This is a genomic window from Nocardia sp. NBC_01503 (genome assembly GCF_036327755.1).
Classification (GTDB): Bacteria; Actinomycetota; Actinomycetes; order Mycobacteriales; family Mycobacteriaceae; genus Nocardia.
In genome coordinates this window covers 81,746-103,389 of sequence record NZ_CP109597.1, presented here as the reverse complement: position 1 = coordinate 103,389, position 21,644 = coordinate 81,746, and the positions used below count along the sequence as shown (strand labels likewise).

Sequence of the window (21,644 nt, the reverse complement as noted above, 5' to 3'; positions counted from 1 at the left end):
AGATTCCGATGCCCAACATCGAGGCCCCCGTCGCCGTGGCGGGGATCGCGCACCTGGAATTCGAGTACACCCCGCCATGCGAGGGCGCCCATCCCGAACAGAACACCCCGGCGGCGCAGTACCGCTGCGACCAGCACGGATGCGAGGTGTTCCTGTTCTGCGCCGACTGCGAACGCACTCAGCGTGAGCTGCTCGAACACGCGTTGACCTGCGGCGGAGTGATCCTCTGCAACAAGTGCGCGCGCCTGTTCGGCACCTTCGCCGAGTCGGTGCAGATCACCCCGCTGCACACCGTGCGCACAGGCGAGCACTGATGAGCGGGGCGGACGCGGCCTGGGTGCGGCTGATGGCCGAGGCGCTCGGGGACGAGTTCGTGCGGGCGCACGCCCAGGACCTGGTGCCCTCGCAATGGCGCTGCTCCTATTCCGGGGAGCTGACCACCGAGCAGGCGCACGAGGTGATGCGGATGCATCGCACCTGCACCGCCGACACCTGCCGGATCAAGCACACCGCCGTCAACACGCTGGCCGAGGCCAAGCATCTGGTGCCCGATTCCGGACGCCAACACCACTGAATGACGAAGTGGGACCAGGCATCTCATCCATGCCTGGTCCCGCCGTCAAGGATCACCGAAAGGGACACCAATGGCAAAACTCAAGAAACGCGATTTGGGGCCACGCATCACCGGCGCCGCCACCGAGCTGGTGGGCGACGCCATCCGCCAGGCCGCACTGACGGATCTGCGGGCACGGGTCGGGGGTGAGCGGTCGTGATCATGATTCCGGCGATGGCCGAATCCCAGCTCATCGACTCCTTGGCCGCATTGGGCGCGCGATTGCACGCGCTGGATGAGCGCACGCAGTCCGCGCTGGCGGGGATCTCCGATCCGGATGACTTCCTGTACTGGAAGCTCATCGCGGTCATGGAGGCCGCCACCGACGTGACCAAGGCCGCCGATCTGGCCCGCCAGGCGGTGCTGGACACCGGCGACTTCGCCCTGGACGCGGAGCGGATCGTGGCACGGGTCCGCGCGGGCCTGCCCGAGTCCATGCGTCCCCGGATCGGCGCGGCGGAGCCGGTTGCGGTGCCGCCCGACCCCGGGGAGTGAGCCATGCACGGATTGCAACGGCGCGCATTGCGCAAGGTCGGGCAGGCAGCGAAGGCCACTCCGCTGCTCGCGTTCCTGATCGCCGCGGCCGTCATCGTGGCCGGCCTGGGCCTGGTCGGTGTGCTGGCCTTCGGCCACCGCCCGCCCGCACCGGTCACTCTGCCGCCCCCGCCGCCGGGGACCTGCCAGTTCTTCTGTGAGAACCCGGCATGACCAGCGTCGATCCGGTCCAGGACTGGCTGGTCATCCTGACCGGCCCGGTGTGCAGCACCTATGTCCGGATGCCGCTCACCGCCACCGAGGTAGCGGTGCTGCGGCGCCTGGGCGAAGCGGTCTCGGAGGTCGCTGTCAGCGGCACCCGCCCCGGCCTCCGGATCACGCCCTGGTCCCAGGCCAGCGCCACCCAGCGCGCGTTCCTGGCCCATCAGCAGCACCAGACCACGGTCTGACCCCCATCACCTCACCACTTCCCTGAAAGGCCGAACTCCCATGCAGAACAACACCTACGCCCGCCGCTATCACGACACCGTCCACACGTCCCGCTCGCAGCAGTCGGCCCCGGTCACTGTGCAGAAGGTGTACCCGGCCGGCCCGATCGTGGTCCTGGTCGCCGTGGTCACCTCGGTCGGTTTCCTCAGCGGATTCCTGATCGGCTGGCAGCAGCGCGAGGACTGGGCATGACCAGCACGGACACCGCATTCGACGCACTGGCGACCTGCCCCTGCCCGTGCCATGACGGACCGGGCGGCCATTGCAGCGACTGCTGCACCGAACAGCTGTGCCAGGACTGCATCCACCGCCTCATTCGAGGAGAGAAACACACGATGAACAGCACGAACACCTCCCCTGACCAGGCCGACACCCGCCCGCGGGTGCAGGTCCAGTCCTTGCACCACGGCATGGTGACCGTGGCCGCGGAGATCGTGGCCGAACACTTCGCCATCACCCCGCACATCAACGACAACGGCGCGCCAGCGGTGTTCGGGCTGTCGCTGGTCCATATCCCCACCGGCCGACACATCCCGGTTGACGGGTTCCCGTGTCGGGAGGAGTTGCGCGAGTTGGGCCAGGCACTGGCCGCGCTGCCCCTCGAGTGGGCCACCACCACCTCCGACAGCATCAGCCTGGACCAGTTGCAGTCGATGCACGAGAGCATCACCGCCTGGGACAAGAACCGCCGCAACCACGTTCATGGGTGCCAGCGATGAACCGGGCGGTGCGCGCGATCACCGCGAACGTGCACCAGGTGCACGGAGATCGCGGGCTGGAGGTACGCCGATGAGCGCCCTGGCCAGCATCGAATGGACAGAGCCGACCACGCTCACCGAGGGCGGGGAACCGCAGGTGTACCTGGCGGCGGTGTCGGTGCGCGAGATCTTCGCCGATCCGACCTATCAGCGGGATCTGGATCGGCCCCGCGCCGAGCACATGGCCCGCGAGGACCACTGGAATGTGCGCCTGCTCGGGGTGATCGAACTGTCCGACCGGGGCGAAGGCATGCAGCCGGACCGATACGCGGTGATCAACGGGCAGCACCGGGTGGAGGCGGCCCGTCTGCGTGACCGCGATATGCCGCTGGTCGCCAAGGTCCACACCGGGCTCAGCATCGAGCAGGAAGCACAGCTGTTCCACGAGATCGACGCCAGCACACGGCGGCTGACCACGTGGGACCGGTGGAAGGCCCGCCGCGCCGGCGGGGACGCTGTGGTGGCCGCGATCGAGGCCGTGGTGGTAGCGGCCGGGATGCAGGTCGACATGGCGCCGAACAACGGCAATATCCGCTGCACCTCCACTCTCGAAAAGGTCTACAAGCTGGGCGGCGGAGGTAAGGGACTGCTGCTGGAGAACACGCTGACCTTCATCGCCGAGGTGTGGGGCAAGCGCCTGGACGCCGTCGACGCGCCGCTGGTACTGGGGGTCGCGTTGATCCTGCACAGCTACGACGACGTGCTGGACCACGAACGCCTGGGGGATCTGCTGGTGGACTACGCACCTCGCCAGATCAAGGCCCGCGCCGAGGCCTTGCGCGAGACCGAGAACGGCCAGGCCGGCAAGTTGGCCGCCTTGGTCATGATCAGCGCCTACAACAGCGCCCGCGGCACCAAGAAGCTGGCGCGCGATCAGCTCGGGCGCCCCTCGAAGCCCCAGGCCCGCACCAGCAAGGAGGCTGTGTGATGGGACTTCGATCCTGGTTGCGGCGCGGCGCGAACGCGAGTGTGGAGGCCCGCGCCGGAAGCCCTGGGGCGTACGTGCACGACCGGTACGAACGGCTGATCCTGTGCGACCTGGCCACCAACGGTGGCACCGCCACCATGGCGCGCGTGCTCGGCTTGCTGGACCAGCAGATACCGGCGGATCTGGATCCCCACTCCGCCGAGGCGGTGCCGGCCTCACTCACCGCAGACGTGGCGGCCGCCGTGCGTCGGCTCACCGCCCGCGGCTTCACCGCCCGCGGCTTCACCGCTCCTGTCACCGGCGGGGGATGGCGGATCACCGAGCGCGGCAAGGCCGCGACCGTGCTGGATCTGCTCGGGGTCCTCGGCCTTCCCAGCCGCAGCGCACCACGCCTGCGCGCCCGCCTGAATACCCGCTGACCTCTTACCGATTCCGAAAGGGAAAATCCATGCACCGCAACAACATCAAGCCCATCGTCATCGGGGTGGGCGCCGGCGCGGTCACCATCGGGGCGCTGCTGGCGTGGTTCGAACTGGACCCGCCGCACGCCTTGCGCGAAGCCGTCGAACGGCTGCGGCTGACCCCGGCCGAACGGGCCGAATGGAAGCACGCGAAGACCGCGGAGGCCGCCCGCACCGCCAAGCTCGTGCGCCAGCATGAGCAGCGCAAGGCCGCGACCTGGGCGAAGTTCGATCCCGCCATCCTGACCGCCGCCGCGGCCGGCACCGGCCTGGCCGAGCTCACGGTGCCCGAGCTGCTGGCCGAGATCGAAGCGGCCCAGGCCGCCAAGAAATCCGCCTGGGTCGCCGACTGGACCGCCGAGACTTCCCAGGCCCGCGCTGTGTGGGATGACCAGTTGGGCGCGCTGCGCGAGGAATTCGACCGGCGGCGCTGGGGTCGCAACCGGCTCGGCGTGCCACTGTTCGACCAGGCCCGCCTGGGCGCGGCCTGGGACTGGGTGCACGACCACAACCGCGAGATGCCGGAGCCCAAGCCCTGGACACCGCCGGCGCCCATCCACCCGGCCGCGCCGTTGCCGTGGGAGGGGGCTGCCGCCGCGGAGCACTCGCAGGCACCGGACAAGGTCGATATCCCGATTCCGGACTGGGCCGGGGAGTGCTGCGGCAAGCCCATGCGGATCATCCCGGCAGGCGGCCGCTACGGCGCTCAGTGGCTGATGTACTGCGAACCGGACGAAGGATGCGGCCACAACGAGCCCTACGAGCACGAGGAGCCTTCGGGGGATCCCGAGGAGTTCATCCCGGACCCGGACCCCTTCGTCCTCTACCGGAGCCCTTTCCACAACGACCCGGATCTGCACAGCAACCCCGATTCGGAGTGACCCCTCCCCCGGCCCGGCCTCGGAACCGGCAACATGATTTCTGAACCTTCCGAGGCACGAAACCCCTTCCCTCACAAAGCTTTACAAGGGACGGGGTTTCCGCTGGTATTGGGGGACGGGCGTGTCATTCCCCCCACAACCGGCCCGGATACGGAAAGCTTGCATGGCGGTGGCGTGTGCCGACGTAGGGCAGACTCCCCCACAGACAAATTGAAAAACCCTCGGTCTCTCCGACTTTTGTTTGGCGACAAAAGAGAGACCGAGGGTTCCGAGAAGAGGCAGCTGTAGTTGTGCCTGTGTTCCACACTTGGTGTGGAACACCACGTGCGGACTTGAGATTACAGGGCGTCACCGACAGGTGTCGATCCGACTCACCGCCGATTATGCGCAACAGGGGCTGCCACCGATCCCGAGAGGGGTGGCGACATGAACGTAAAAGTTCCTGGTCAGCGCCAACTGACTTCTTCAGCTCTTGCCACTGAGCTGGCCGAATTCTGTGATCGGACTGATATCGATCTTGCTGCGCGTGTCGCGCGGCCGGCGGTGATCCGATGAGCCCTCACCCTGGAGGCGATACCGCCGAACTGATGGCCGAGGGCCTGGATTTCGAGGCCGACGATTTCGAGGCCGAGGAGTTCTACCCGTTCGCCACCACCCAGCAGTGGGCCGTGCTGAACACCGACATCGACGAGTCCGCGCTCGCGGTGCTCACGTTCACGATGTGCCATCTGAACCCGCACACCGGCAAGTTCGATGCCAAGTTCGGTCGCAAGCGTGTCGCCGAGCGCTTCAACCGATCCCTGGACTGGGTCGACAAGCAGTACAACAAGCTGATCGCGGCTGGTGCGCTGAGCAAGCGACACATGTTCTGGAGCGACGGGGCCAAGACCGGCCGGACCCCCGACCAGATCGACCCCGAAACCGGCAAAAGGCGCTCTCCCGCGCCGAATCGGTGGCGGGTGCGGATGAACCCTCCCGGCGGCGCGGCCTACCCCGGCGCGACGAAGATCGCCGAGTACTACAAGTCGGATCTGGTCTCCAAGAGACTCGCAGGTCAAGGGGTAGCCGCCACACAGCGGCCAGTATCTGACCAGGCGAAACCCGAAGGATCCCCTGCCGGGGGGGTAGCCGCTGCACAGCGGCTAGGGGTAGCCGCCACACAGCGGCCAGGGCTAGCCGCTGCACAGCGGCCCGAAAGAACACGTAAGGGAAAGACCACGGGAGAGAACAAATCCGTCCGTTCCGTCCGTAGCGAGCAACCGACCGCGCGCGACGCGAAAACGGATCCGGACGGACGGACGGAGGAGTCCCCGATCCCCGAGGCGCAAGAGCAGGCCCGGCTCGAGGCGGCACCCGGCAGCGTGGCGGCCGCCCTTGTGGCGCACGCGGCGCTGCAACCGCACTTCGCGCGGATCGACCTCAAACCCAGCCAGCACCGTCAGCTGATCGAGGCGGTGGACCAGGCCCTGCTGCGGTTCTCCCCCGGCCAGGTGGCCACCTACCTGGCCGACAAGGCCCGGGAAGCCAAGACCGCGACCTACCTGGTGCAGGCATTCACCGAGTACAGCGACGCCATCAGCCAAGTCCGCCCCCGTTTCCAGCGCTCCGATTACCGCGACGAACAGGCATTCATGGCCGCGGTCTCCGAGGCGCAGCAAGCGATCGCATGGCTGGACGCCGGCGCCCCGATCGCCGAGCCGACCCGACCGACAACCAGCACCCTCCCCGCAGAGGCCGCCATTTTGCCCACACAGCGATCAGAAATCGCCGATCATGGACTGGTGACGAAAATGGCGTTCTGCACGCTCTGCGGCGGATCTGGATGGGTTAACGGGCCATCGGGGGATCCGGTGGAGCCTGCGCTGCGCTGCGGGTGCCCCACCGCACCCGAGGAGATCGCTCACGTCCTCACTCGCGTGGCAACGATGGCGGCCGCCGAGCCAGCGGACAACCCGCAACCGTCCTCGGCGGAGGTGCGCCGCGCCGCCCTCGAGGCCGCCAAGCCACGCAGTGACCGCAGCAAAATCACACGTAAGAGCCCAGTCCGTCGGACCTTCACCCCGCCACAATCGGCAGCAGTCTAAGAGGCCTCATCGATGAATGACCGAACTCACCACAGTGACGACGGTGGGCAAACCTTCCGAGCCGAACTCCAGCCCGCGGCTCGGTGACGGCTTCCAAGAGTTGATCGACGAACTGGACACCCTCGCGGTGAACGGCGGCGCCGATTCCCGCAACATTCCGACCGGATTCCTGGAGCTGGACGAGTTGACCCGGGGCCTGGCTCCGGGCACGCTCACCGTCATCGGCAGTCATCCAGGTGTCGGATCATCTACTCTCGCAATGGATTTCGCCAGATCATGCGCTATCCAGTCCGGCATCCCGGCCGCGTATCTCACGCTGGACACCCTTCCCGAGGCGATGCGGCAGCGGATGCTGTCGGCCGAGGCGAAGGTGCAGCTGCGGCACATGCTGGCCGGCGCCATGCCCGAAGCCGACTGGACCCGACTGGCCCGGCGCATGAGCGAGATCGCCGATGCCCCACTGGACATCCAACGCCCGCCCGAGCGCGACATCGCCCAGCTGGCCGGACAGATCACCGACATGGCCGAGCAGCACGGCACCCGGCTGGTGGTCATCGACCCGCTGCACCAGCTCACCGCACGCCATGACCTGCCCTACGAGAACCGCGAACGCGAGATAGCCGAGGTCACGCGCCGGCTGAAGACGTTGGCGCTGGATCTGCGCATCGCGATCGTGACCACGGCGAACCTGAGCAGCAACCCCGGCCCCCGCCAGCCCATCCCGGTCCGCCCCTCCCTGTTCGATCTGCGCGATTCCGGTGTCATCGGCCACGTTGCCGACCTGGTTGTCCTGATCGACCGGCCCGACGCCTGGGAGCGCGACCACGCTCGCGGTGGCGAAGTCGATTTGATCCTGGCCAAACACAGGCACGGCGCCACCGGCATTTTCACCGTCGCCCACCAGCTGCATCTGTGCCGCATGGTCGACATGGCCAAAGGATCGCTCTCCACCCCCGCGCCGCGGGCATGAACATGACACGGGAGGAACAGGCGGCACAGCACCAGCGATAGCCGTTTATTACCGCGGTAATAAACCGGGCGCTCCGCGAGCCTCACCGTCCGGAGCGCATCGGTCCAGCTGGACCGATGCAGCAGAGCGACTACCCGCCTCCGACGCTCCACGAAGCAGGCCACTCGATCCGCGAAGCGTCCACCAGGCCCGCCGGCGAGCGCGGAACCGAGCCTCACCGGATCGCCCCAACCACTCCCCCTGCTCGCGGAGTAACAGGCCGCCGGACTCGCAGAGTCGGACACGGAGCATCGGCGCGCTGAGACAGACGCGCCCTCCCGGAAGAACCAGCCCAGCCGGAGCGCCACCTGCGTGACCAGGCAGACCAGGCCGATTCGCATAGCAAGCTCTGAAGTGATCCGAGCAATCCACGAAGCCCATCGCGGACAGCCAGCGAACCGATGCGGAGTCACCAGGCCGGGGCCGAGCAATCGACCAAGCGGTGTGATTTCGATCTGAGACATGGCAAAAGGGCGGCGGCTGCTCCGTAGAGCAGCCGCCGACGGCCGTGTGTTGCGAGTGGAGCAGCGTCAGTAGGTCCAGGCCGACCCAGTGCCCTTGTACTGCTCTACGGAGATCGGTTCTATACCGGGCCGCATGTGATCCAGATAGAGCTGGCCGTGCAGGTGGTCCACTTCGTGCGCGACCAGGCGGGCTGTCCCTCGCTCGAAGACCGTGATGTGGGTGTTGCCGTCGATATCGGTGTGTTCGACATGGATGGACAGCGGCCGGGGGACTTTGCCGCGCAAGTCGAAGAAGCTCAGGCACCCTTCGTACTGTTCGTCTTCGCCGCCGCCGATCTCCACGATGCGCGGATTGAACAGGGTGATGGTGTCGCCCTCGGGAGTTCGGACAAGGGCAACAGCGCGCCCGATGCCGATCTGTGGGGCTGCGATGCCCATGCCCTTGCCGAACGTATGGGCCTGCGCCACGCGTTCGGTTGCCGAGTGCAACTCGGCCACGACTCGCCGTGCGTCCTCGGCCTCGGCAGGCAGGTCGAAGGGCCGCGCGACTTCACGCAGGATCGCGTCCCCCTCCTGCACAATTCCGAGACCGGCCATGACCCGAGAGGGCGGAGTGCGTTCGCTGTCGTCGGCCTGGCCGCGGAAGTCCCATTCGAGTCGGTAACGCGCGTGCAGGGGCGGGTTCTCGGTTGACCACGAGTACACGGCTCGGCCCTCACTGACCTGGTGGGAGATGGGTGTGCGGAACGGCAGCGCTTCGGCTGTCATCGAGGTTTGCAGCCCCCAAACCGCTGGCTGTAGGTCACTGGGGAAGTCCAAACGTACCGAGAGCAGCCGGGTGGGCAGACGTACTGCACGCTGGAACCAGTGGCCCCAGTGCACGTCCGTCACGGTGTATTCGTACTCGATCCAGCAGGCCTGGCCCGGATACAGCGGGAAGTGCCGGCCGCCGGAAGAGAGCTGTAGCCACACCTCTTTGAATGCATCGCGGTCGTGGTGGGGGCTCCAGTCCATCGGCTCGGCACGGTGATCGCCGTACCAGGCGTGCAGGTCGATTTCATCCCAGGTCAGCGGATAGTCCTGATACAGCGCATTGGACTTCTCTGGTGCACCGGGATACCGGTCGACACTGATCCGAATCAGGTAGCGGCTGATGGGCTCTGATGATGCATTGACCAGGTGCCGCCGCTGGGTCAGGCGGTACATGGTCCCGTCGTAGGACAAGCTTGCGTCGTCATGGTCGACCACGAGCTGGCCGCCCGTCGTCTCGATAGGTTCCGTCATCAAGGGCTTACGACGCAGGGGCACCGGCCGCGCACCGGTGAATTCGGCGAAGGCTGCCCGCAGCGCTCCCCCGGCCTGCAACATGGCCTCAGCTCGTTCGGCGAACTCAGCCGAGGGGTTCTCGGTGCCACTGAGAACCTTCGATACATACGGTCGTGAGTATCCGAGCCTGCGGGCCAACACAACCCGCGACAAACCCCGTACATCGCGCCATCGGCGGAGCTCCTGGGCGAAAGCGTTGAGGGTCATGTCATCAGTAGCTTCCGAGGTGGTAGACGGGTTTCTGTCTGCCCTGGTCAAAGCGTCGCTCCCTGGTTCGCAAGGGGTGTGCGTGTGCGTGCGTGAGACCGTGAGTATGGCTCACACTGGCGAAATACCTTGTCCGCGTGAGGAAATGAATTCACACCCGGTGTCGAGGAGTTGCCTCCCCAGCCTGTGGGGCACGGCTCGGCGCTGATGGGCGACAAGGCGGCCGCGAGCCACCGGCACCGGGTGTTATCACTCGACTGCACACAGTTCATCATCGCATTTTGATGCGCGATCGTATGCTGATCTGTATGGCCAGAACCACGATCACCATGGATGACTTGCTACTGAATCGGGTCAAAGACGCGGCCGGGTCGAACATCTCCGGGTGGATTGCCCGCGCATGCCGATCGCAACTGCTGAAGGACGGCGCTGAGGCCGAGGCCGAATGGGCGCAAGCGCACCCCGAAGAGGGCGCCGCCCGCACTGCCGAAGCTGAGGCCGAAGCCGAAGCCTGGTATGCCGCTGAGGAAGATGCCGAGCGTCGGCGTCGGGGTGTTGCGTGAGACGTGGCGAACTCTGGACCTATAAGGGCCTCGGCAGGACCCGCCACGTGCTGGTCGTCAGCGCGAACGAACTCAACAACACCGGCTCCCCCATCACCTGCGACGTGACCGACGTGGCACCGACAGGCAGCCGCGTGCTGCTGTCGATCCCGATCACGCTGCCCAACAACGGCGGTACGGCCTATATCCGGGTCGTGCGTGGGCTGAGCGGGCAGACCGACGTGGATCGGTTCGATTCCCTGATCGGCCGTGTGCCCGATGAGGTCATGGAGCAGGTCGGGCTGGCACTGCGCGCCGCCCTGGATTTGTAGCCGCTCCCCCGTCCCGATTTATTACCGCGGTAATAAATCGGCCGCTGAATGTTCGGGCCGGGCTCGCGCGGGTCAGGTCCGCGGGATCCGATCGAAGGGAATTGCGATGGTGCTGCGGCCAGGGCGCGGTGGATCCATCTCGCTGGAGATGGTCGATCTGTTCGCGCGATACGGATTCACCGACGGTAAACAGGGTTTGATTGACGAACCGGCGCACCGCACGGCATTCGATCGCCGCATTGCCGCTGGGCTGGACGATGCCCTGAGTAATCCGAGTCGGTTGCACGGCTGGCGAGTGCAGACGTTGTTCGAGGCGATGGTGATCGCATTGGGCACGGTCCGGCTGATCAAGCAGGAAGATATCGGCACCTACTTCTTCGATGACGTAGATGGTTGGATCCAGCCGCCGGACTTCCGGATCGTGACCGCCGCCGGGGAGCAACTGCTGGTCGAAGTGAAAGGTGTCGCGCCACACGACAGATGGAAGCCCCGCAAGCTGCGAGGCAAAGACGTCGCGCAGTTGCGGCGCTACGCCGAGATGACCGGCGCCCGTTTGCTTTTCGCACACTACTGGTCCCACCTCAATCAGTGGTCACTGGTCGATGCCGACAAGCTCACAGTCGACGGCGCGAATTACACGTTGTCGTTCGAGGACGCGATGCGGGTGAACGAGATGAGCGCGGTCGGTGATGCATGGATCGGGACGGTACCGCCGCTGACATGGACGCTGATTGCCGCACCCGAGTCGGTGACCTCGACGATCGTGGACGACGGCGCCCAGCAAATTGATTTCCAGATCGCGGGTGTGGAGCTCGGGGCAGCCGGACGGGTCCTCGAAAACCCGATCGAGCTGCGTATCGCGCAGTTCCTCGTGCTCTACGGCAACTGGGAGGAAGACTGCACCCCCATCACGGACGACAACGGTCGAGTGACGCGCCTCGTGTTCTCCTACGCGCCACCCGAGCCCGCAGAACCTGCCGACCCGCCGACATTTGAGATAGTGGGTCAGCTCAGTGCGATGTATTCGACGCTGTTCAACGCGGAGACGCTGAAGCCGGACAACAGTGTGAGCGCGCTGCATCACGAACCCGACCCGGGCATGCTGCGGGATCTGGTGCCGACAGACTATTGGGACCGCACCAAACCGAGCTTGCAGATCTGGAAACTGCACCTAGATCCGGACAAAGGTGAGAATGGCAGCTGAACAGCGTCGGGCTGGGCGGGGGAGTGGCGATTCACGCAGGCCGCAGTATCGGACCCACACTCCGGGGCTATTACCCGCGGTAATAGCCCCGGCTGGTTCGGGGTGATCTCGATGGATCGTTTCGGCCTGTGCCGCGTGCCCGCTTGACGACCGTCCAGCGTCTCCGTAGCTTCCGATCTGCTGCCACCACGGCGGTATTCATCCGAAGTAGCCCATCCTCGAATGGGCGAAGCAAACGGAGGCTGTGCCTTATGGCCAAGAAACGGGCCGAAATTCGTGTTCTGCTGAACCAAAAAGGCGGGGTAGGGAAGTCCACCACCTCGATGAACCTCGCCGCCACCACGGCCGACACCCTCACCGGAGGCAACGTGGATGCGGAATCGGAAACGGCGCTGGTGAGCATCGACCCGCAGGGGTCGGTGTTGTGGTGGGGTAACCAGGTCCCCAATCTGCCCTTCCACCTGGTGCAAAGCGACTACGACCGCATCGACCTGTTGCGTGCGCTGCCGAATTCGCCGACCATCAAACACTTCTTCGTCGACACCCCCGGCTGGATCGGCCACACCGGCACCGATAATGACCCGGTCGCCGGATTGCCATTCGCCGAGGCGCTGCACGCCATCCTCGACGTGGCCACCCAGGTGATCGTCCCCATCGAACCCGAGCCGCTCGGCTTCGATCCCACCGCGCGGACCATCGAGCGACTGCTCAAGCCGCGCGGCCTGGACTATCGGGTGGTCATCAACAACTGGGATCCACGCGATGGGAAGTCCGATCTCGAGCAAACCCAGGATTACGTGCGCGCCAACGGGTGGCCGCTGGCGAAAACCGTTATCCGCCATTACAAACTGAATTCTCGGGCACCTGCGGACGGGCAGGTTGTCACCACCTATCCGAAGAACCGCACCGGGGTCGAGTGCCGACTGGACTACTCGAAGCTCGCGCTGGAGTTGAATATCGGGGGCGGGCACTGATGGCCACCAAGACGAAGATGAACCTGGCTGATCTGGTGGGCGCGACCGGCGCGAACTCGGTCGTGGACGGCGAGAACGTCGTCGAGGAATCGGCCGCTACGACGCTCGCGATCCCGGTCGCGAAGATCGCGCGGAACCCGTACAACCCGCGCAAGTTCAATCCCGATGTGTCGGACCTGGCGTCCATCGTGAACAAGCAGCTCCAGCCCGGGCGGGGGATCACCCGGGGCGCGTTCCTGAAGCTGTACCCCGAGGACGCGGATCGGATCGGGGACGCCGAGCACATCGCGGTCATCGGCAACCGCCGCCATCTCGCGTGCGAGGAGTTCGGCCGCGAGACCATGGATCTGATCATCGACGACACCATGGCCGAATCCCGGGGGAGCCTGCGCGCGTGGGCGCTGCTGGAGAACATCGACCGTCGGGACCTGGACGTCATCGACGAAGCGCTGGCGCTGCGTGAGCAGGTCAAAGATTGCGGGGGACAGGAAGCGGCCGCGAAGTCGCTGGGCAAGAAACAGCCCTGGATCTCCCAACGGCTCTCGCTGCTGAAGCTTCCCGAGCAGATCCAGGAGAGTGTGCGCCGCGGGGAGTTCGCGCTCCGCGAGGCCCGCAGTCTCTCGAAAGTGCCACGCGCGGAACAGGTTGCGCGCTGGAAGGAAGCCCTGGCCAAGCAAGAACAGGACGGCAAGAACAACGCCAAGCCGAAGCCGCCCAGGCGCGAGTTCGGAGTAGCCGAGATCGCCAAGGCATTCAAGAAGTGGGACGCCAAACCCGACGTGCTGGCCACCGCGCTGGTGACCGGGCTCGAGCCGGGCGAGATCCGCGACCTGATGGACAGCTTGCAGCAGCAGCTGGCCGCCGCCGAGGCGTAGCCAGATCCCACCTCGTGTGTTTATTACCGCGGTAATAAACACACGAGAGACAGGCACCGATCAGCGTGGGGGAGTAGCCAGGCCAGTAGGGTCCATAGACAGACGACAGCCCCGGCGGATAGCGCCCGCCGGGGCTGTCGTCGCCTATAAGGGTCGGCTACTTGCCGCGCAGCGGCAGCACCCGCGCGCCCCCGTTCTCGTTGCGGATCATCTCATCGGCATCCACCCACGTCCTCACCTGAGTGAAGCCCACACCCAACGCGCGCCCGATCTGCGACGGCGTTTCACGGGTCGCGTCATGGTAGGCCAGGACCAGCGCGATGCGGTCCACATCGCTGCGGGCGTTGGTCATCTCCTTGACGGTGGCGGCCCGCTTCTGCATGGACTCGGACCGCGCGGCGGTCTCCACCATCAGCTGCGCCGAATCCGCTTCCGCCGGTTCGGGTTCCTCGATATCCGGGTCCCCTTCCTCCTGGTGCGCGGTCAGCTGATCGGCCATGCCCATCAGCATCTCGGCTGTATCAGTTCCGCGCTGGTAGCGGCGGGCCGACTGGACCTCGGCCAGCTCCTGGTAGAGCGCCGCGGTGCCCTGTTCGGGGGAGTGGCCGATGGGGGAGTGCTCCGGAGAAACAGGCGGCAGCGGCTGCGTAGCGGGACCGCCCACCGGCTGCTCCGCAGCGGCGGACAGCTCCCGGACCGGCGTGTTCTGGGCTTCCTCGGTCTGCTGGCTCACGATCGAATCCGATGCCGACAGTCCGGCATCGCTTCGTGGAGCAGGGGCCGATTCGATCTGTGAAGCAGCCGATTCCAGGGCGTTGCTCTGCGAAGCACTCGGGGCGGGCGTAGTGCTCTGCAGCAGCGGCGCGGAAACCGGGACGCTCGGTTCGGTATTGGTCAGGCGTTCGGATACGGCCCTCACCGGCTGACCGATCCGGCTCAGCGCGGTCAGTTGCGCGTCCAGATCCTCGTGGTCGGGAATCGCTGCGGTCGCCTTCTCGATGGCCTTGCCGTAGCGGCGTGCCACTACCCGATGCACCAGCAGCGCCCCACCGACCGCGATCGGCGCGATGCCGTGCACGCACATCTGGAACCACTCGTGGGCGCGGGCGAAGGGGAAGACGTTCAACCCGATCATCGCGGCCAGCAGTCCGCCCTCGATGGCGTAGACGGTGCGTAGGTCGTCGGTGTCGATGACGCCCCATTCGGCGGTGTCGCTGGTGGAGAGCATCAGCGCGATCAGCATGCCGCTGATCAGTCCCTCCACACCGAAGGCCAGCCACCACAGCGAGTTCTTCACTCCGCCGGTGGGCGCGATGTTGTGCTGGACCTGGAATGCGGAGATCACCATGCCGGCCACGAGCACGGCCGTGAGGATGCCCAGCGCGATCGGCTTGCGGCGGCGCAGTTTGTCGACCTTCGCGTGGGGGCTGGCGCTCAGGCGCTGTTCGGCGATGGCCTTCCCCGCGCCGATCAAGGCCTTGGCCTTCTGATCGGCCAGGGCCGCGGTGGTGCGGCGCAGCCGGTCCGCCGCCGCGGCCTGGGACTGGATGATCGCGGCCTGCTGCGCGCGGTCGGTGTCGCGCACCAGCTCGGCCAGTTCGCGTTCGGCGCGTAGCTCGCGCTCGGAAAGAGCCTCGGTCAGCGCGGTGTCGTATTGCTCGGCTACGCGATCGCGGGCGTGCTGGGCGCGATCGGGTAGCGCGCCGGTGAGCACCAGGTCCTGCGTGTCCGGGGGAGGGGTCTTGGGTTTGCTTCGGGTCAGTTTCATCGGTCGTGTCCTTCCGACTGGGGTTCGGGTTCGTGGGTGGAGTCCGCGGCCTTGGGGGGTCTGCCCCGCGGCTTGGGTGCGGGCCAGTGCGGACGTAGCCACTCCAGAACCTGGTCCGGATCAGCCGTCAATGCAGTCAGGCAGGCCACTACGAAGCCCTTCATCTCCAGGCCGCGATCCTCCAGCAGCTGTTGCGCGTCCGTCCGGAGCTCGGTCGGGGGGCGCACGTTCAGCTGGGGATCTCTGTGTCGGTCTGCCATGGTCACCCATTCTGCACTAAGTGGCTAGCCATTAAGGGCATCCGAAGCGTAACATATGTGGCTAGCCACATATTGGATGTGGCTAGCCACATATGGAGATTCCTATGTCCGACCCACGCGAAATCCGTTCCGACCACCAGGGCGCCGCCGATAACGAGCTGATCCCTCAGCACTGGCCAGCCGGGAACTACACGAGCGAACTCGTGGCCGCAGCCGCCGCCGCGATCGCGCAATTGGGGGCGTACCTGGAGAAGGCGGCAGAGGCCGGCGCGCTGCCGGTCGACGTGGAAACCAGCTCCACCATCTTGTCGAACCTCGAGAAGGGGGCAGGAAAGGCATCCGACGCGCTGGACGGCTGGGCGCCCGCGCCGCACGGCACAGGCGGTGACCACGCCCGGAACAGCGTCCGCAGCGCCATCTACGCGCTGGGCGTGGCACACGACGATCTGCGCGACGCCGCCGAATGGCTTCTTGAACCGCCGAATCGCCCCGACCGCACGCACGTCGCCGAGGGGCGATCATGACCTCGCCCGACAACCGGACCGTGCCGGATCAGCGTGGTGACCTCGCCTCCGATACCCCGCAGTACGTCCACATCGTGGGCTGGTGGCGATGGGTCATCTCCCGCACGCTGCGCCGAGTGCCCCGCGCCCTGTGCGGGGTGGTCTTGTACGGCGATCCGGACCTGCCCGAGCCGCCGCTGGACGGCCCCCTGTGCCCGTCCTGCGTGGCGCGCGACGGCCAGCCGGGCGACCTGCGCCCGGTACCGGGCTACTGGCTGTAAGACGCAACCTGGCGGTGGTTCCGGCCGCTCATCCCGGCCGGAACCACCGCGTGGCCAAGCTCGTGGAACCCCACACCGGCACGATTCCGCTCGACCCGAAAGCCCCTACGTCCCAACCGAACTGAACGGAGAGACCTGGTGACCCGATTCAGCGCCCCGCCCACCGTGATCTCGGAAGCGGACTTCCAGCGCCGCGTGATGGACACCGCGCAGCGCTGCGGCTGGATAATCGTGCACACCCGCCCAGCACGCACCGCGCGCGGCTGGGTGACCCCGTACGAGGGAGACCAGGGACTCCCGGACCTGATCCTGGCGCGACGCGGGCGGGTCCTGCTGGTCGAACTGAAATCCGACAAGGGCCGCGCCACCGCGGCTCAACTGCGCTGGCTCCAGGAAGCCGGACCCAACGGCCGACTGTGGCGGCCGCGGCATCAAGGGTGCGCGAGTGGTTAGAGGCGGACTGGAAGCCTGAAAATAAGCCGTGGCCGGATGCCCGCCGCCAGTGCACGCGCCTGCGTCATCGCCAGGATGGACGAGGTTCTCGAGATGTTGGCCGACTCCCGTGGCGAACTGGATGAAGCGCTCCGTTCTCTGCCACCGCTATACCCGGATATCTAGAACGAGCTCTGGTCGCACACGGAAACGCGCACCCGCGCAAGGAAATTCGACTGGCGACGCCCCGCTAGTGGCCAAGCTCGGGCTGTTGTGCGGCCGAACGCGCCAGCGCATCAGCCTCGGCCAATCGGGCATTGTGCTGGGCAGCCGAATAGGTGCTGTACACGCCGCCCACGGAAGTCGCTACACCCACCACCAGGAAGACCCAACCCAAAGTTGTTCCTTCGGAACGCTTTTCATCGAGCGTGCGTGTTGTTGAAGTACTCGAGGTCTTACCGCTGACGCAGACTTGATCCTCATGCATGGTCTGAGACCCACAGACGGGTTCCTGCGTGATGGAGCCCCACCCAATTGCGACCATCGCGATTCCACCGAAAATGCAGCCGACAGGCCAGCGGTACTTCCGTTTCATTGAACTTCCCTCCCCAGTTCCAATCCTCAGGCGCGGCAACCACACCACCCCCGGCGGTCATCCTGCCACAGCTCAGCGCGATGCAGGCGAGGCCGTCATCGCGGACTCCCGCCCGTCGGCTTCTCTGCCCTTTACCCCGCTATCCGGGTGTTTTCAACGAAAATCCGGGGTTTCCTCCATGAAATCAGCTGAATTACCACGGTTCTCGGAGCCTGCCCGCAGTCGATCTACCTGCACCGATACAGGTATTTGACCGAATCGCGTTCGCGTTCTAAGCTTCTCGTTGCTCGGGCAGATCTATGTCCGTCGAAGCTCCAGCCACTCGGTTGGGGCTTTTTTCATGTCCATATCCCGAGGGCCCCGGCGATTGCCGGGGCCCTCTTTCGTATCTGGAGGTTCCATGTCGATCGCAGTCGCATCCTGGGTTGCGCAGAGCAGCATGTGGCAGGTGCTCTGGACCGTGCTGGTCCTGTCAGTCGCGGTGGTCGTCATCGCCCTCACCGCCGTGCTGCGGGCCAACCGTGAAGACGTACCGAAGGTGTTCGCTGCGTTCGCCCACGCGTTCGGGCTGCACCGCCCCAAGGACATTCAGCCCGAACCCGTCGAACCTTCACAGCCTGATACTGATACCGTGCCCGCCACCGAGGAGCAGGAATGATTCGCCGCCGACCACAACCCCACGACAGCGTGGCCGACAGTGTGGCCGACAAGCTGGCCGGGCTCGATCTAGATGAACTCGTCGACCTGCTAGCTGCGGCGAGCCCGCAGATCGAGCGAGTGGTCCGCGGGCTCATCCTGACCGGCAAGCCAGTAGCCGAGGTCGCCGCCGAGTGGGGTGAGCCGGTGGCCGATGTCGAGCGCGACTACGAGTACGCGATTGCCTACCTCCGGCGGCCCATCACCGGTTTCATCGTGAGAGAGTGCATCCTGAACGACCGATTGGCGAGTGCCCGCTACTGCCGGGGGTGCGCCCGGCAACTGCCCACACCTCCACCCGGAACGCGGGGGCACCGACGCGAATACTGCAACGATCGGTGCAAGAACGCGGCCCACTACAGCCGTACCCGCGCTGGGGCACCGAGCCCGAATCAGTAACCAGCTCGATGGCTACCCGGGTGAGTCGTCTCTCGCGCCCACGGTCCGATACGCCTCCGGCGACCACTCCCACTGCCGGGTGTCGAACCAGAATCGGAAACTGCCCGCTACCGGCCCCGAGCCGTCAGGTAACGCGACCGGATCCTGAGGCCGCTCAGCAGGGGTACTCACCTCCCGATTATCCCCGATGCAGGCCAGCGTGCCCATGTCGACGAGCGCATAGCCGGGGCGGATCCGGGTAGCCGACAAATGGCACGGAGTTGGGGCTGCGCCATATCCTGAAGGAGGTGAGCACCATGCCTATGTGCATGCAAATGATGGACATGCTGCGCGGCATGTGGAACATGATGTTCCCCAACATGCCGATGTGACCGGAGCCAGGCGGCGGTGTCCCGCGACATCGCCGCCTGGACAGCACCATATCCACGACTACCGCAATGCCTCACCGATTCCGATCCTCGGCTGCAACTCCTTAGCGTGACTCTTCTTGCCACTGGACCTCACGGGCCGAACCAGCGGGTCGCCTTGAGAGCCTTCTCCAGGTCTTGCTGGGCCGCCAATTTCTGGATCTCCTCGGCGGCGCGGAGGGTGGCCGGGCTGGGCGGTTCAAGCGGGGGGATGACGACTCGGCGAGGTTTCGCGACTTCCTCGGTGTCCTGCACGGGGGAAGGCGGCTTCGGGTGTGACTCGCAGCGAACGGATTCCCGCAGGCCAATTCGTTCGGAAACCCGTTCGTTTCGGTCCCAGCGGGCTTACTCCTCGGCCGCGCGAGCGGAGCGGCGCTAGGACGCGGTACCCGGGAGGCACACAGTGCGGGCGGACAGGTCATGGAAGCGCAATGAAGGCGACATAGAGCGCGGCCAGCAGGGTCGATGCCGTGGCGAATGCTTTGAATCCCTGTGCAATTGCGGTTGTCCAGCGCTGGCCATCGTGCCGTGACATTGCGCCGGCCACGACGGCAGCCAACAGGCTGACCAGGGACAGGATCACGGCCAGGAGTGCTTTGAGTACCGCCGTACTGGAGGTGTTCATGGTGTTCGGGGCCAAGCCTTTCCGGTTCGGGCGACCCCATGGCGTGGGTCACACAGTCAGGGGTTGGGGGTTCTCAGTACTCCCCCGGAGGCATGAAACCCACACTTCCGGAGGGAGGCCCTTCAACCACTGAGCAGCGTATGCGCTGCTTTATTGAAATCTCCTGTGCGAGAACAAATTAGAGAGATTAAGGTGATATAAGTGCAATACGGGTACAGACCGTCCACAAACCCGGAATGCACACACGACATATGGGTGACAAGAATGGAACAGGGCACGTATGGCCAAGAAGCCGTTGGGGCTACCACGAGTTCCGCCGGGTCCTCAACACGCGTTCTTCAAAGGCCTCCAAGACCTTGTGACGAGTGCCGATGATCTACCGCTCAAAGAACTCGGCAAGATCGTAAATAGGTCACCGCAGGTCATGCACCGAGCCTTGCTCGGCCCGGCGATACCGAGTTTGGAACTGGTAAAGGAGCTCGTGAAGGCGTTGTCCGAGCTGATCGGTGCCAATCCGGAGGAGATGGAGATTCGGTTCCGTCTCCTCCGGAGTGAAGCCCTCATCGACCAACGGGACAGGCGTGAAGTACCCGGAACTAGCGCCCCGCACGATGCCGCTCCTCCAGGGGGCAGCGGAGCACCACCCGCGAAGAACCTCAGCGCTGACCCAAAGACCGCGGAAGGTGACAAACACCAGAACACTCAGAAGGAAACCCCGAAGTCCGCCCAGGCAGATGATCAGCGGCGGACCTTTACCGCTCTGCTCGTGCGCCTCAAGGATGCTTCCGGAAAGACCCGGGACCAACTGGCTACAGATACCGGGGTGACTCCTTCCGCGGTGGAGAAGTGGCTGTACGGCGAGCGCATGCCCACACCGAAATCGCTCAAGAAGTTCATACACGCTCTCGGAGCGGGCGAAGCAGACAGTGCCGATCTATGGAGACTTCACCAGGACATTCAGGTACAGGACGACTGACGACGACCCAACTCCTGCACCCTGGGATCCGGATCTCGGTGGGGGTGCTGTTAGTCGGTCACCGCGCCCCTGACCGAGATCGAGATCGCCCGGCTGCTGCCCCCGGAACTGCACCAGCGACACGCACGCAGGTGAAAAGCAAACTCCGCGAGTACATCTCACTGTGAAAGCCCTGACCTGCGATAAAACGGCTATCGCCGGTGCTGTGCCGGATGTTCCGTTTCCGTGCACGAAAATGAGGAGTGATACCCCGCGATGAGCAGGAAGAGCGCTACCGAGCTCGCTGATGATCTGTCCGATATCGCCCATGAGGTTCGCCGCCGCGCCGCCGAGGAAGTCCGCACCGAACTCGCCCGCGAAATCGCGGATCGCTTCCTCGGACGCCCCGGCCAGGACCGCAGCATCTACGGCGGTCGGCATCCGGAGGACTGCCTGCTCGAAGAGCTCGCGGACAATCCCGCACTGGCCAAGGTCCCCGAACTCCGAGCCGCGCTCGAACGCTTCGACAGCGATGACAGGGAGGGAGTCACCCCGGACTTCCGCGCCGGTATCCTGTTCGCGGTCGGCCTGCTCACCGACCTCGACTTCGACCACTGACCAAGCCCGTTCGCGCTTGCGACAGACACATCGGCAGTGCGCTTCAGACGCACTGCCGATGTAGTTCAATGGTAGAACTCCTGCTTCCCAAGCGGATTCAGACCATTTGGGACCACTCGGCAGACCACCCCATTGGTACTGAAAGGTCGTCGAACCCGTGGATTCGAGAAGAAATTTGCTACGCCTCAAGGATTTCGAGCCAGGCACCGAGTACTGGGTATGACGCTGCAATGGGCGCTCAACGGCTGGCACACGGTGGCAGGCCACGTTGGGATCTGGCCGATCCTGGTACCGCTGTTCGGGGGGCTGCTGTACGAGTGTGCTGCTGGTGCGCGGAACCTTCAGCGGCACTGGACAACTCGTATGGTCGTGCGCGAAGCCCCCCGAGGTACCGTAGTGAAGAGCACGACTCGCAGACCTGGCGGCTTGGTGTCCACGCTCGTCATCGAGGTCGGGCCGCCCA

Annotated in this window: 30 protein-coding genes; 25 read left to right on the top strand and 5 right to left on the bottom strand. The window is 65.6% G+C overall.

Annotated elements, in window-relative coordinates; all coding sequences use genetic code 11:
• Positions 1-8 precede the first annotated feature (8 nt).
• The 13 genes from OHB26_RS39255 (at position 9) to OHB26_RS39195 (ending at position 7,679) form a co-directional block, all read left to right on the top strand.
• Positions 9-314, top strand: a complete 306-nt coding sequence (locus OHB26_RS39255; protein WP_330186036.1) for a hypothetical protein — start codon at positions 9-11, stop codon at positions 312-314.
• Positions 314-574 carry a hypothetical protein gene (locus OHB26_RS39250; protein ID WP_330186035.1) on the top strand — a complete coding sequence of 87 codons (261 nt, stop codon included), beginning with the start codon at positions 314-316 and terminating at the stop codon, positions 572-574. The genes OHB26_RS39255 and OHB26_RS39250 overlap by 1 nt, the downstream gene beginning before the upstream one ends.
• Before the next feature lie 70 nt (positions 575-644).
• Positions 645-773, top strand: a complete 129-nt coding sequence (locus OHB26_RS39245) for a hypothetical protein (protein ID WP_330186034.1) — start codon at positions 645-647, stop codon at positions 771-773.
• Between the two features lie 14 nt (positions 774-787).
• Positions 788-1,108 carry a hypothetical protein gene (locus tag OHB26_RS39240; protein WP_330186033.1) on the top strand — a complete coding sequence of 107 codons (321 nt, stop codon included), beginning with the start codon at positions 788-790 and terminating at the stop codon, positions 1,106-1,108.
• 3 nt (positions 1,109-1,111) lie between these two features.
• Positions 1,112-1,321, top strand: coding sequence for a hypothetical protein (locus tag OHB26_RS39235; RefSeq protein WP_330186032.1), 210 nt, complete (start codon positions 1,112-1,114; stop codon positions 1,319-1,321).
• Entirely contained in the window at positions 1,318-1,557 is a 240-nt protein-coding gene (locus tag OHB26_RS39230; protein ID WP_330186031.1) for a hypothetical protein, read from the top strand. Before OHB26_RS39235 ends, OHB26_RS39230 begins: the two co-directional genes overlap by 4 nt.
• Before the next feature lie 40 nt (positions 1,558-1,597).
• Positions 1,598-1,789, top strand: a complete 192-nt coding sequence (locus tag OHB26_RS39225; RefSeq protein WP_330186030.1) for a hypothetical protein — start codon at positions 1,598-1,600, stop codon at positions 1,787-1,789.
• Positions 1,786-2,316, top strand: coding sequence for a hypothetical protein (locus OHB26_RS39220; RefSeq protein WP_330186029.1), 531 nt, complete (start codon positions 1,786-1,788; stop codon positions 2,314-2,316). Before OHB26_RS39225 ends, OHB26_RS39220 begins: the two co-directional genes overlap by 4 nt.
• A gap of 70 nt (positions 2,317-2,386) precedes the next feature.
• Positions 2,387-3,283 (top strand): DUF6551 family protein, encoded by an 897-nt coding sequence (locus OHB26_RS39215; RefSeq protein ID WP_330186028.1) that lies wholly within the window; start codon positions 2,387-2,389, stop codon positions 3,281-3,283.
• The gene (locus OHB26_RS39210; protein WP_330186027.1) at positions 3,283-3,702 is read left to right on the top strand and encodes a hypothetical protein; all 420 of its coding nucleotides are present in this window, start codon (positions 3,283-3,285) and stop codon (positions 3,700-3,702) included. Before OHB26_RS39215 ends, OHB26_RS39210 begins: the two co-directional genes overlap by 1 nt.
• A 29-nt stretch (positions 3,703-3,731) precedes the next feature.
• Positions 3,732-4,625: a hypothetical protein gene (locus OHB26_RS39205; protein WP_330186026.1), complete on the top strand. Its 894-nt coding sequence runs from the start codon at positions 3,732-3,734 to the stop codon at positions 4,623-4,625.
• 587 nt (positions 4,626-5,212) lie between these two features.
• Positions 5,213-6,709, top strand: coding sequence for a hypothetical protein (locus OHB26_RS39200; RefSeq protein ID WP_330186025.1), 1,497 nt, complete (start codon positions 5,213-5,215; stop codon positions 6,707-6,709).
• A gap of 16 nt (positions 6,710-6,725) precedes the next feature.
• Positions 6,726-7,679, top strand: a complete 954-nt coding sequence (locus OHB26_RS39195) for a DnaB-like helicase C-terminal domain-containing protein (protein WP_330186024.1) — start codon at positions 6,726-6,728, stop codon at positions 7,677-7,679.
• A gap of 569 nt (positions 7,680-8,248) precedes the next feature.
• On the opposite strand, the gene OHB26_RS39190 is transcribed toward OHB26_RS39195, so the two are convergent.
• Positions 8,249-9,715 (bottom strand): peptide deformylase, encoded by a 1,467-nt coding sequence (locus tag OHB26_RS39190; RefSeq protein WP_330186055.1) that lies wholly within the window; start codon positions 9,713-9,715, stop codon positions 8,249-8,251.
• Between the two features lie 308 nt (positions 9,716-10,023).
• Between OHB26_RS39190 and OHB26_RS39185 the strand changes: the two genes are divergently transcribed.
• The 5 genes from OHB26_RS39185 (at position 10,024) to OHB26_RS39165 (ending at position 13,642) form a co-directional block, all read left to right on the top strand.
• The gene (locus OHB26_RS39185; protein ID WP_330186023.1) at positions 10,024-10,278 is read left to right on the top strand and encodes a hypothetical protein; all 255 of its coding nucleotides are present in this window, start codon (positions 10,024-10,026) and stop codon (positions 10,276-10,278) included.
• Entirely contained in the window at positions 10,275-10,589 is a 315-nt protein-coding gene (locus OHB26_RS39180) for a type II toxin-antitoxin system PemK/MazF family toxin (RefSeq protein ID WP_330186022.1), read from the top strand. The genes OHB26_RS39185 and OHB26_RS39180 overlap by 4 nt, the downstream gene beginning before the upstream one ends.
• Positions 10,590-10,695: 106 nt before the next feature.
• Positions 10,696-11,793, top strand: a complete 1,098-nt coding sequence (locus OHB26_RS39175) for a hypothetical protein (RefSeq protein WP_330186021.1) — start codon at positions 10,696-10,698, stop codon at positions 11,791-11,793.
• A 251-nt stretch (positions 11,794-12,044) separates the two neighbouring features.
• On the top strand, positions 12,045-12,767 hold the full coding sequence (locus tag OHB26_RS39170; RefSeq protein WP_330186020.1) for a ParA family protein: 723 nt from the start codon (positions 12,045-12,047) through the stop codon (positions 12,765-12,767).
• A complete protein-coding gene (locus tag OHB26_RS39165; RefSeq protein WP_330186019.1) occupies positions 12,767-13,642 on the top strand; it encodes a ParB/RepB/Spo0J family partition protein in 876 nt (291 codons plus the stop codon). Before OHB26_RS39170 ends, OHB26_RS39165 begins: the two co-directional genes overlap by 1 nt.
• Positions 13,643-13,799: 157 nt before the next feature.
• Here OHB26_RS39165 and OHB26_RS39160 read toward each other — a convergent pair whose 3' ends face one another.
• On the bottom strand, positions 13,800-15,410 hold the full coding sequence (locus tag OHB26_RS39160) for a hypothetical protein (protein WP_330186018.1): 1,611 nt from the start codon (positions 15,408-15,410) through the stop codon (positions 13,800-13,802).
• Between the two features lie 364 nt (positions 15,411-15,774).
• Here OHB26_RS39160 and OHB26_RS39155 point away from each other — a divergent pair, with 364 nt between their 5' ends.
• The 3 genes from OHB26_RS39155 to OHB26_RS39145 all read left to right on the top strand — a co-directional run bounded on the left by OHB26_RS39155 (position 15,775) and on the right by OHB26_RS39145 (position 16,907).
• Positions 15,775-16,194 carry a hypothetical protein gene (locus OHB26_RS39155; protein ID WP_330186017.1) on the top strand — a complete coding sequence of 140 codons (420 nt, stop codon included), beginning with the start codon at positions 15,775-15,777 and terminating at the stop codon, positions 16,192-16,194.
• Positions 16,191-16,454 (top strand): hypothetical protein, encoded by a 264-nt coding sequence (locus tag OHB26_RS39150; protein WP_330186016.1) that lies wholly within the window; start codon positions 16,191-16,193, stop codon positions 16,452-16,454. The genes OHB26_RS39155 and OHB26_RS39150 overlap by 4 nt, the downstream gene beginning before the upstream one ends.
• Positions 16,455-16,592: 138 nt before the next feature.
• Entirely contained in the window at positions 16,593-16,907 is a 315-nt protein-coding gene (locus OHB26_RS39145; RefSeq protein ID WP_330186015.1) for a VRR-NUC domain-containing protein, read from the top strand.
• Positions 16,908-17,136: 229 nt separating this feature from the next.
• Here the strand turns inward: OHB26_RS39145 and OHB26_RS39140 are convergent, their stop codons facing one another.
• Positions 17,137-17,481: a hypothetical protein gene (locus tag OHB26_RS39140; protein WP_330186014.1), complete on the bottom strand. Its 345-nt coding sequence runs from the start codon at positions 17,479-17,481 to the stop codon at positions 17,137-17,139.
• 400 nt (positions 17,482-17,881) lie between these two features.
• Between OHB26_RS39140 and OHB26_RS39135 the strand changes: the two genes are divergently transcribed.
• Both OHB26_RS39135 and OHB26_RS39130 read left to right on the top strand, forming a co-directional pair.
• Positions 17,882-18,139, top strand: coding sequence for a hypothetical protein (locus tag OHB26_RS39135; protein ID WP_330186013.1), 258 nt, complete (start codon positions 17,882-17,884; stop codon positions 18,137-18,139).
• A complete protein-coding gene (locus OHB26_RS39130) occupies positions 18,136-18,576 on the top strand; it encodes an ECF-type sigma factor (RefSeq protein WP_330186012.1) in 441 nt (146 codons plus the stop codon). The genes OHB26_RS39135 and OHB26_RS39130 overlap by 4 nt, the downstream gene beginning before the upstream one ends.
• Positions 18,577-19,076: 500 nt before the next feature.
• On the opposite strand, the gene OHB26_RS39125 is transcribed toward OHB26_RS39130, so the two are convergent.
• Positions 19,077-19,238 (bottom strand): hypothetical protein, encoded by a 162-nt coding sequence (locus OHB26_RS39125; RefSeq protein ID WP_330186011.1) that lies wholly within the window; start codon positions 19,236-19,238, stop codon positions 19,077-19,079.
• A gap of 163 nt (positions 19,239-19,401) precedes the next feature.
• Positions 19,402-19,608 (bottom strand): hypothetical protein, encoded by a 207-nt coding sequence (locus OHB26_RS39120; protein WP_330186010.1) that lies wholly within the window; start codon positions 19,606-19,608, stop codon positions 19,402-19,404.
• A 280-nt stretch (positions 19,609-19,888) separates the two neighbouring features.
• Between OHB26_RS39120 and OHB26_RS39115 the strand changes: the two genes are divergently transcribed.
• Both OHB26_RS39115 and OHB26_RS39110 read left to right on the top strand, forming a co-directional pair.
• Positions 19,889-20,584, top strand: coding sequence for a helix-turn-helix domain-containing protein (locus tag OHB26_RS39115; protein WP_330186009.1), 696 nt, complete (start codon positions 19,889-19,891; stop codon positions 20,582-20,584).
• Positions 20,585-20,839: 255 nt separating this feature from the next.
• Complete coding sequence (locus OHB26_RS39110; RefSeq protein WP_330186008.1) at positions 20,840-21,181, top strand: hypothetical protein; 342 nt, start codon at positions 20,840-20,842, stop codon at positions 21,179-21,181.
• Positions 21,182-21,644: the final 463 nt, after the last annotated feature.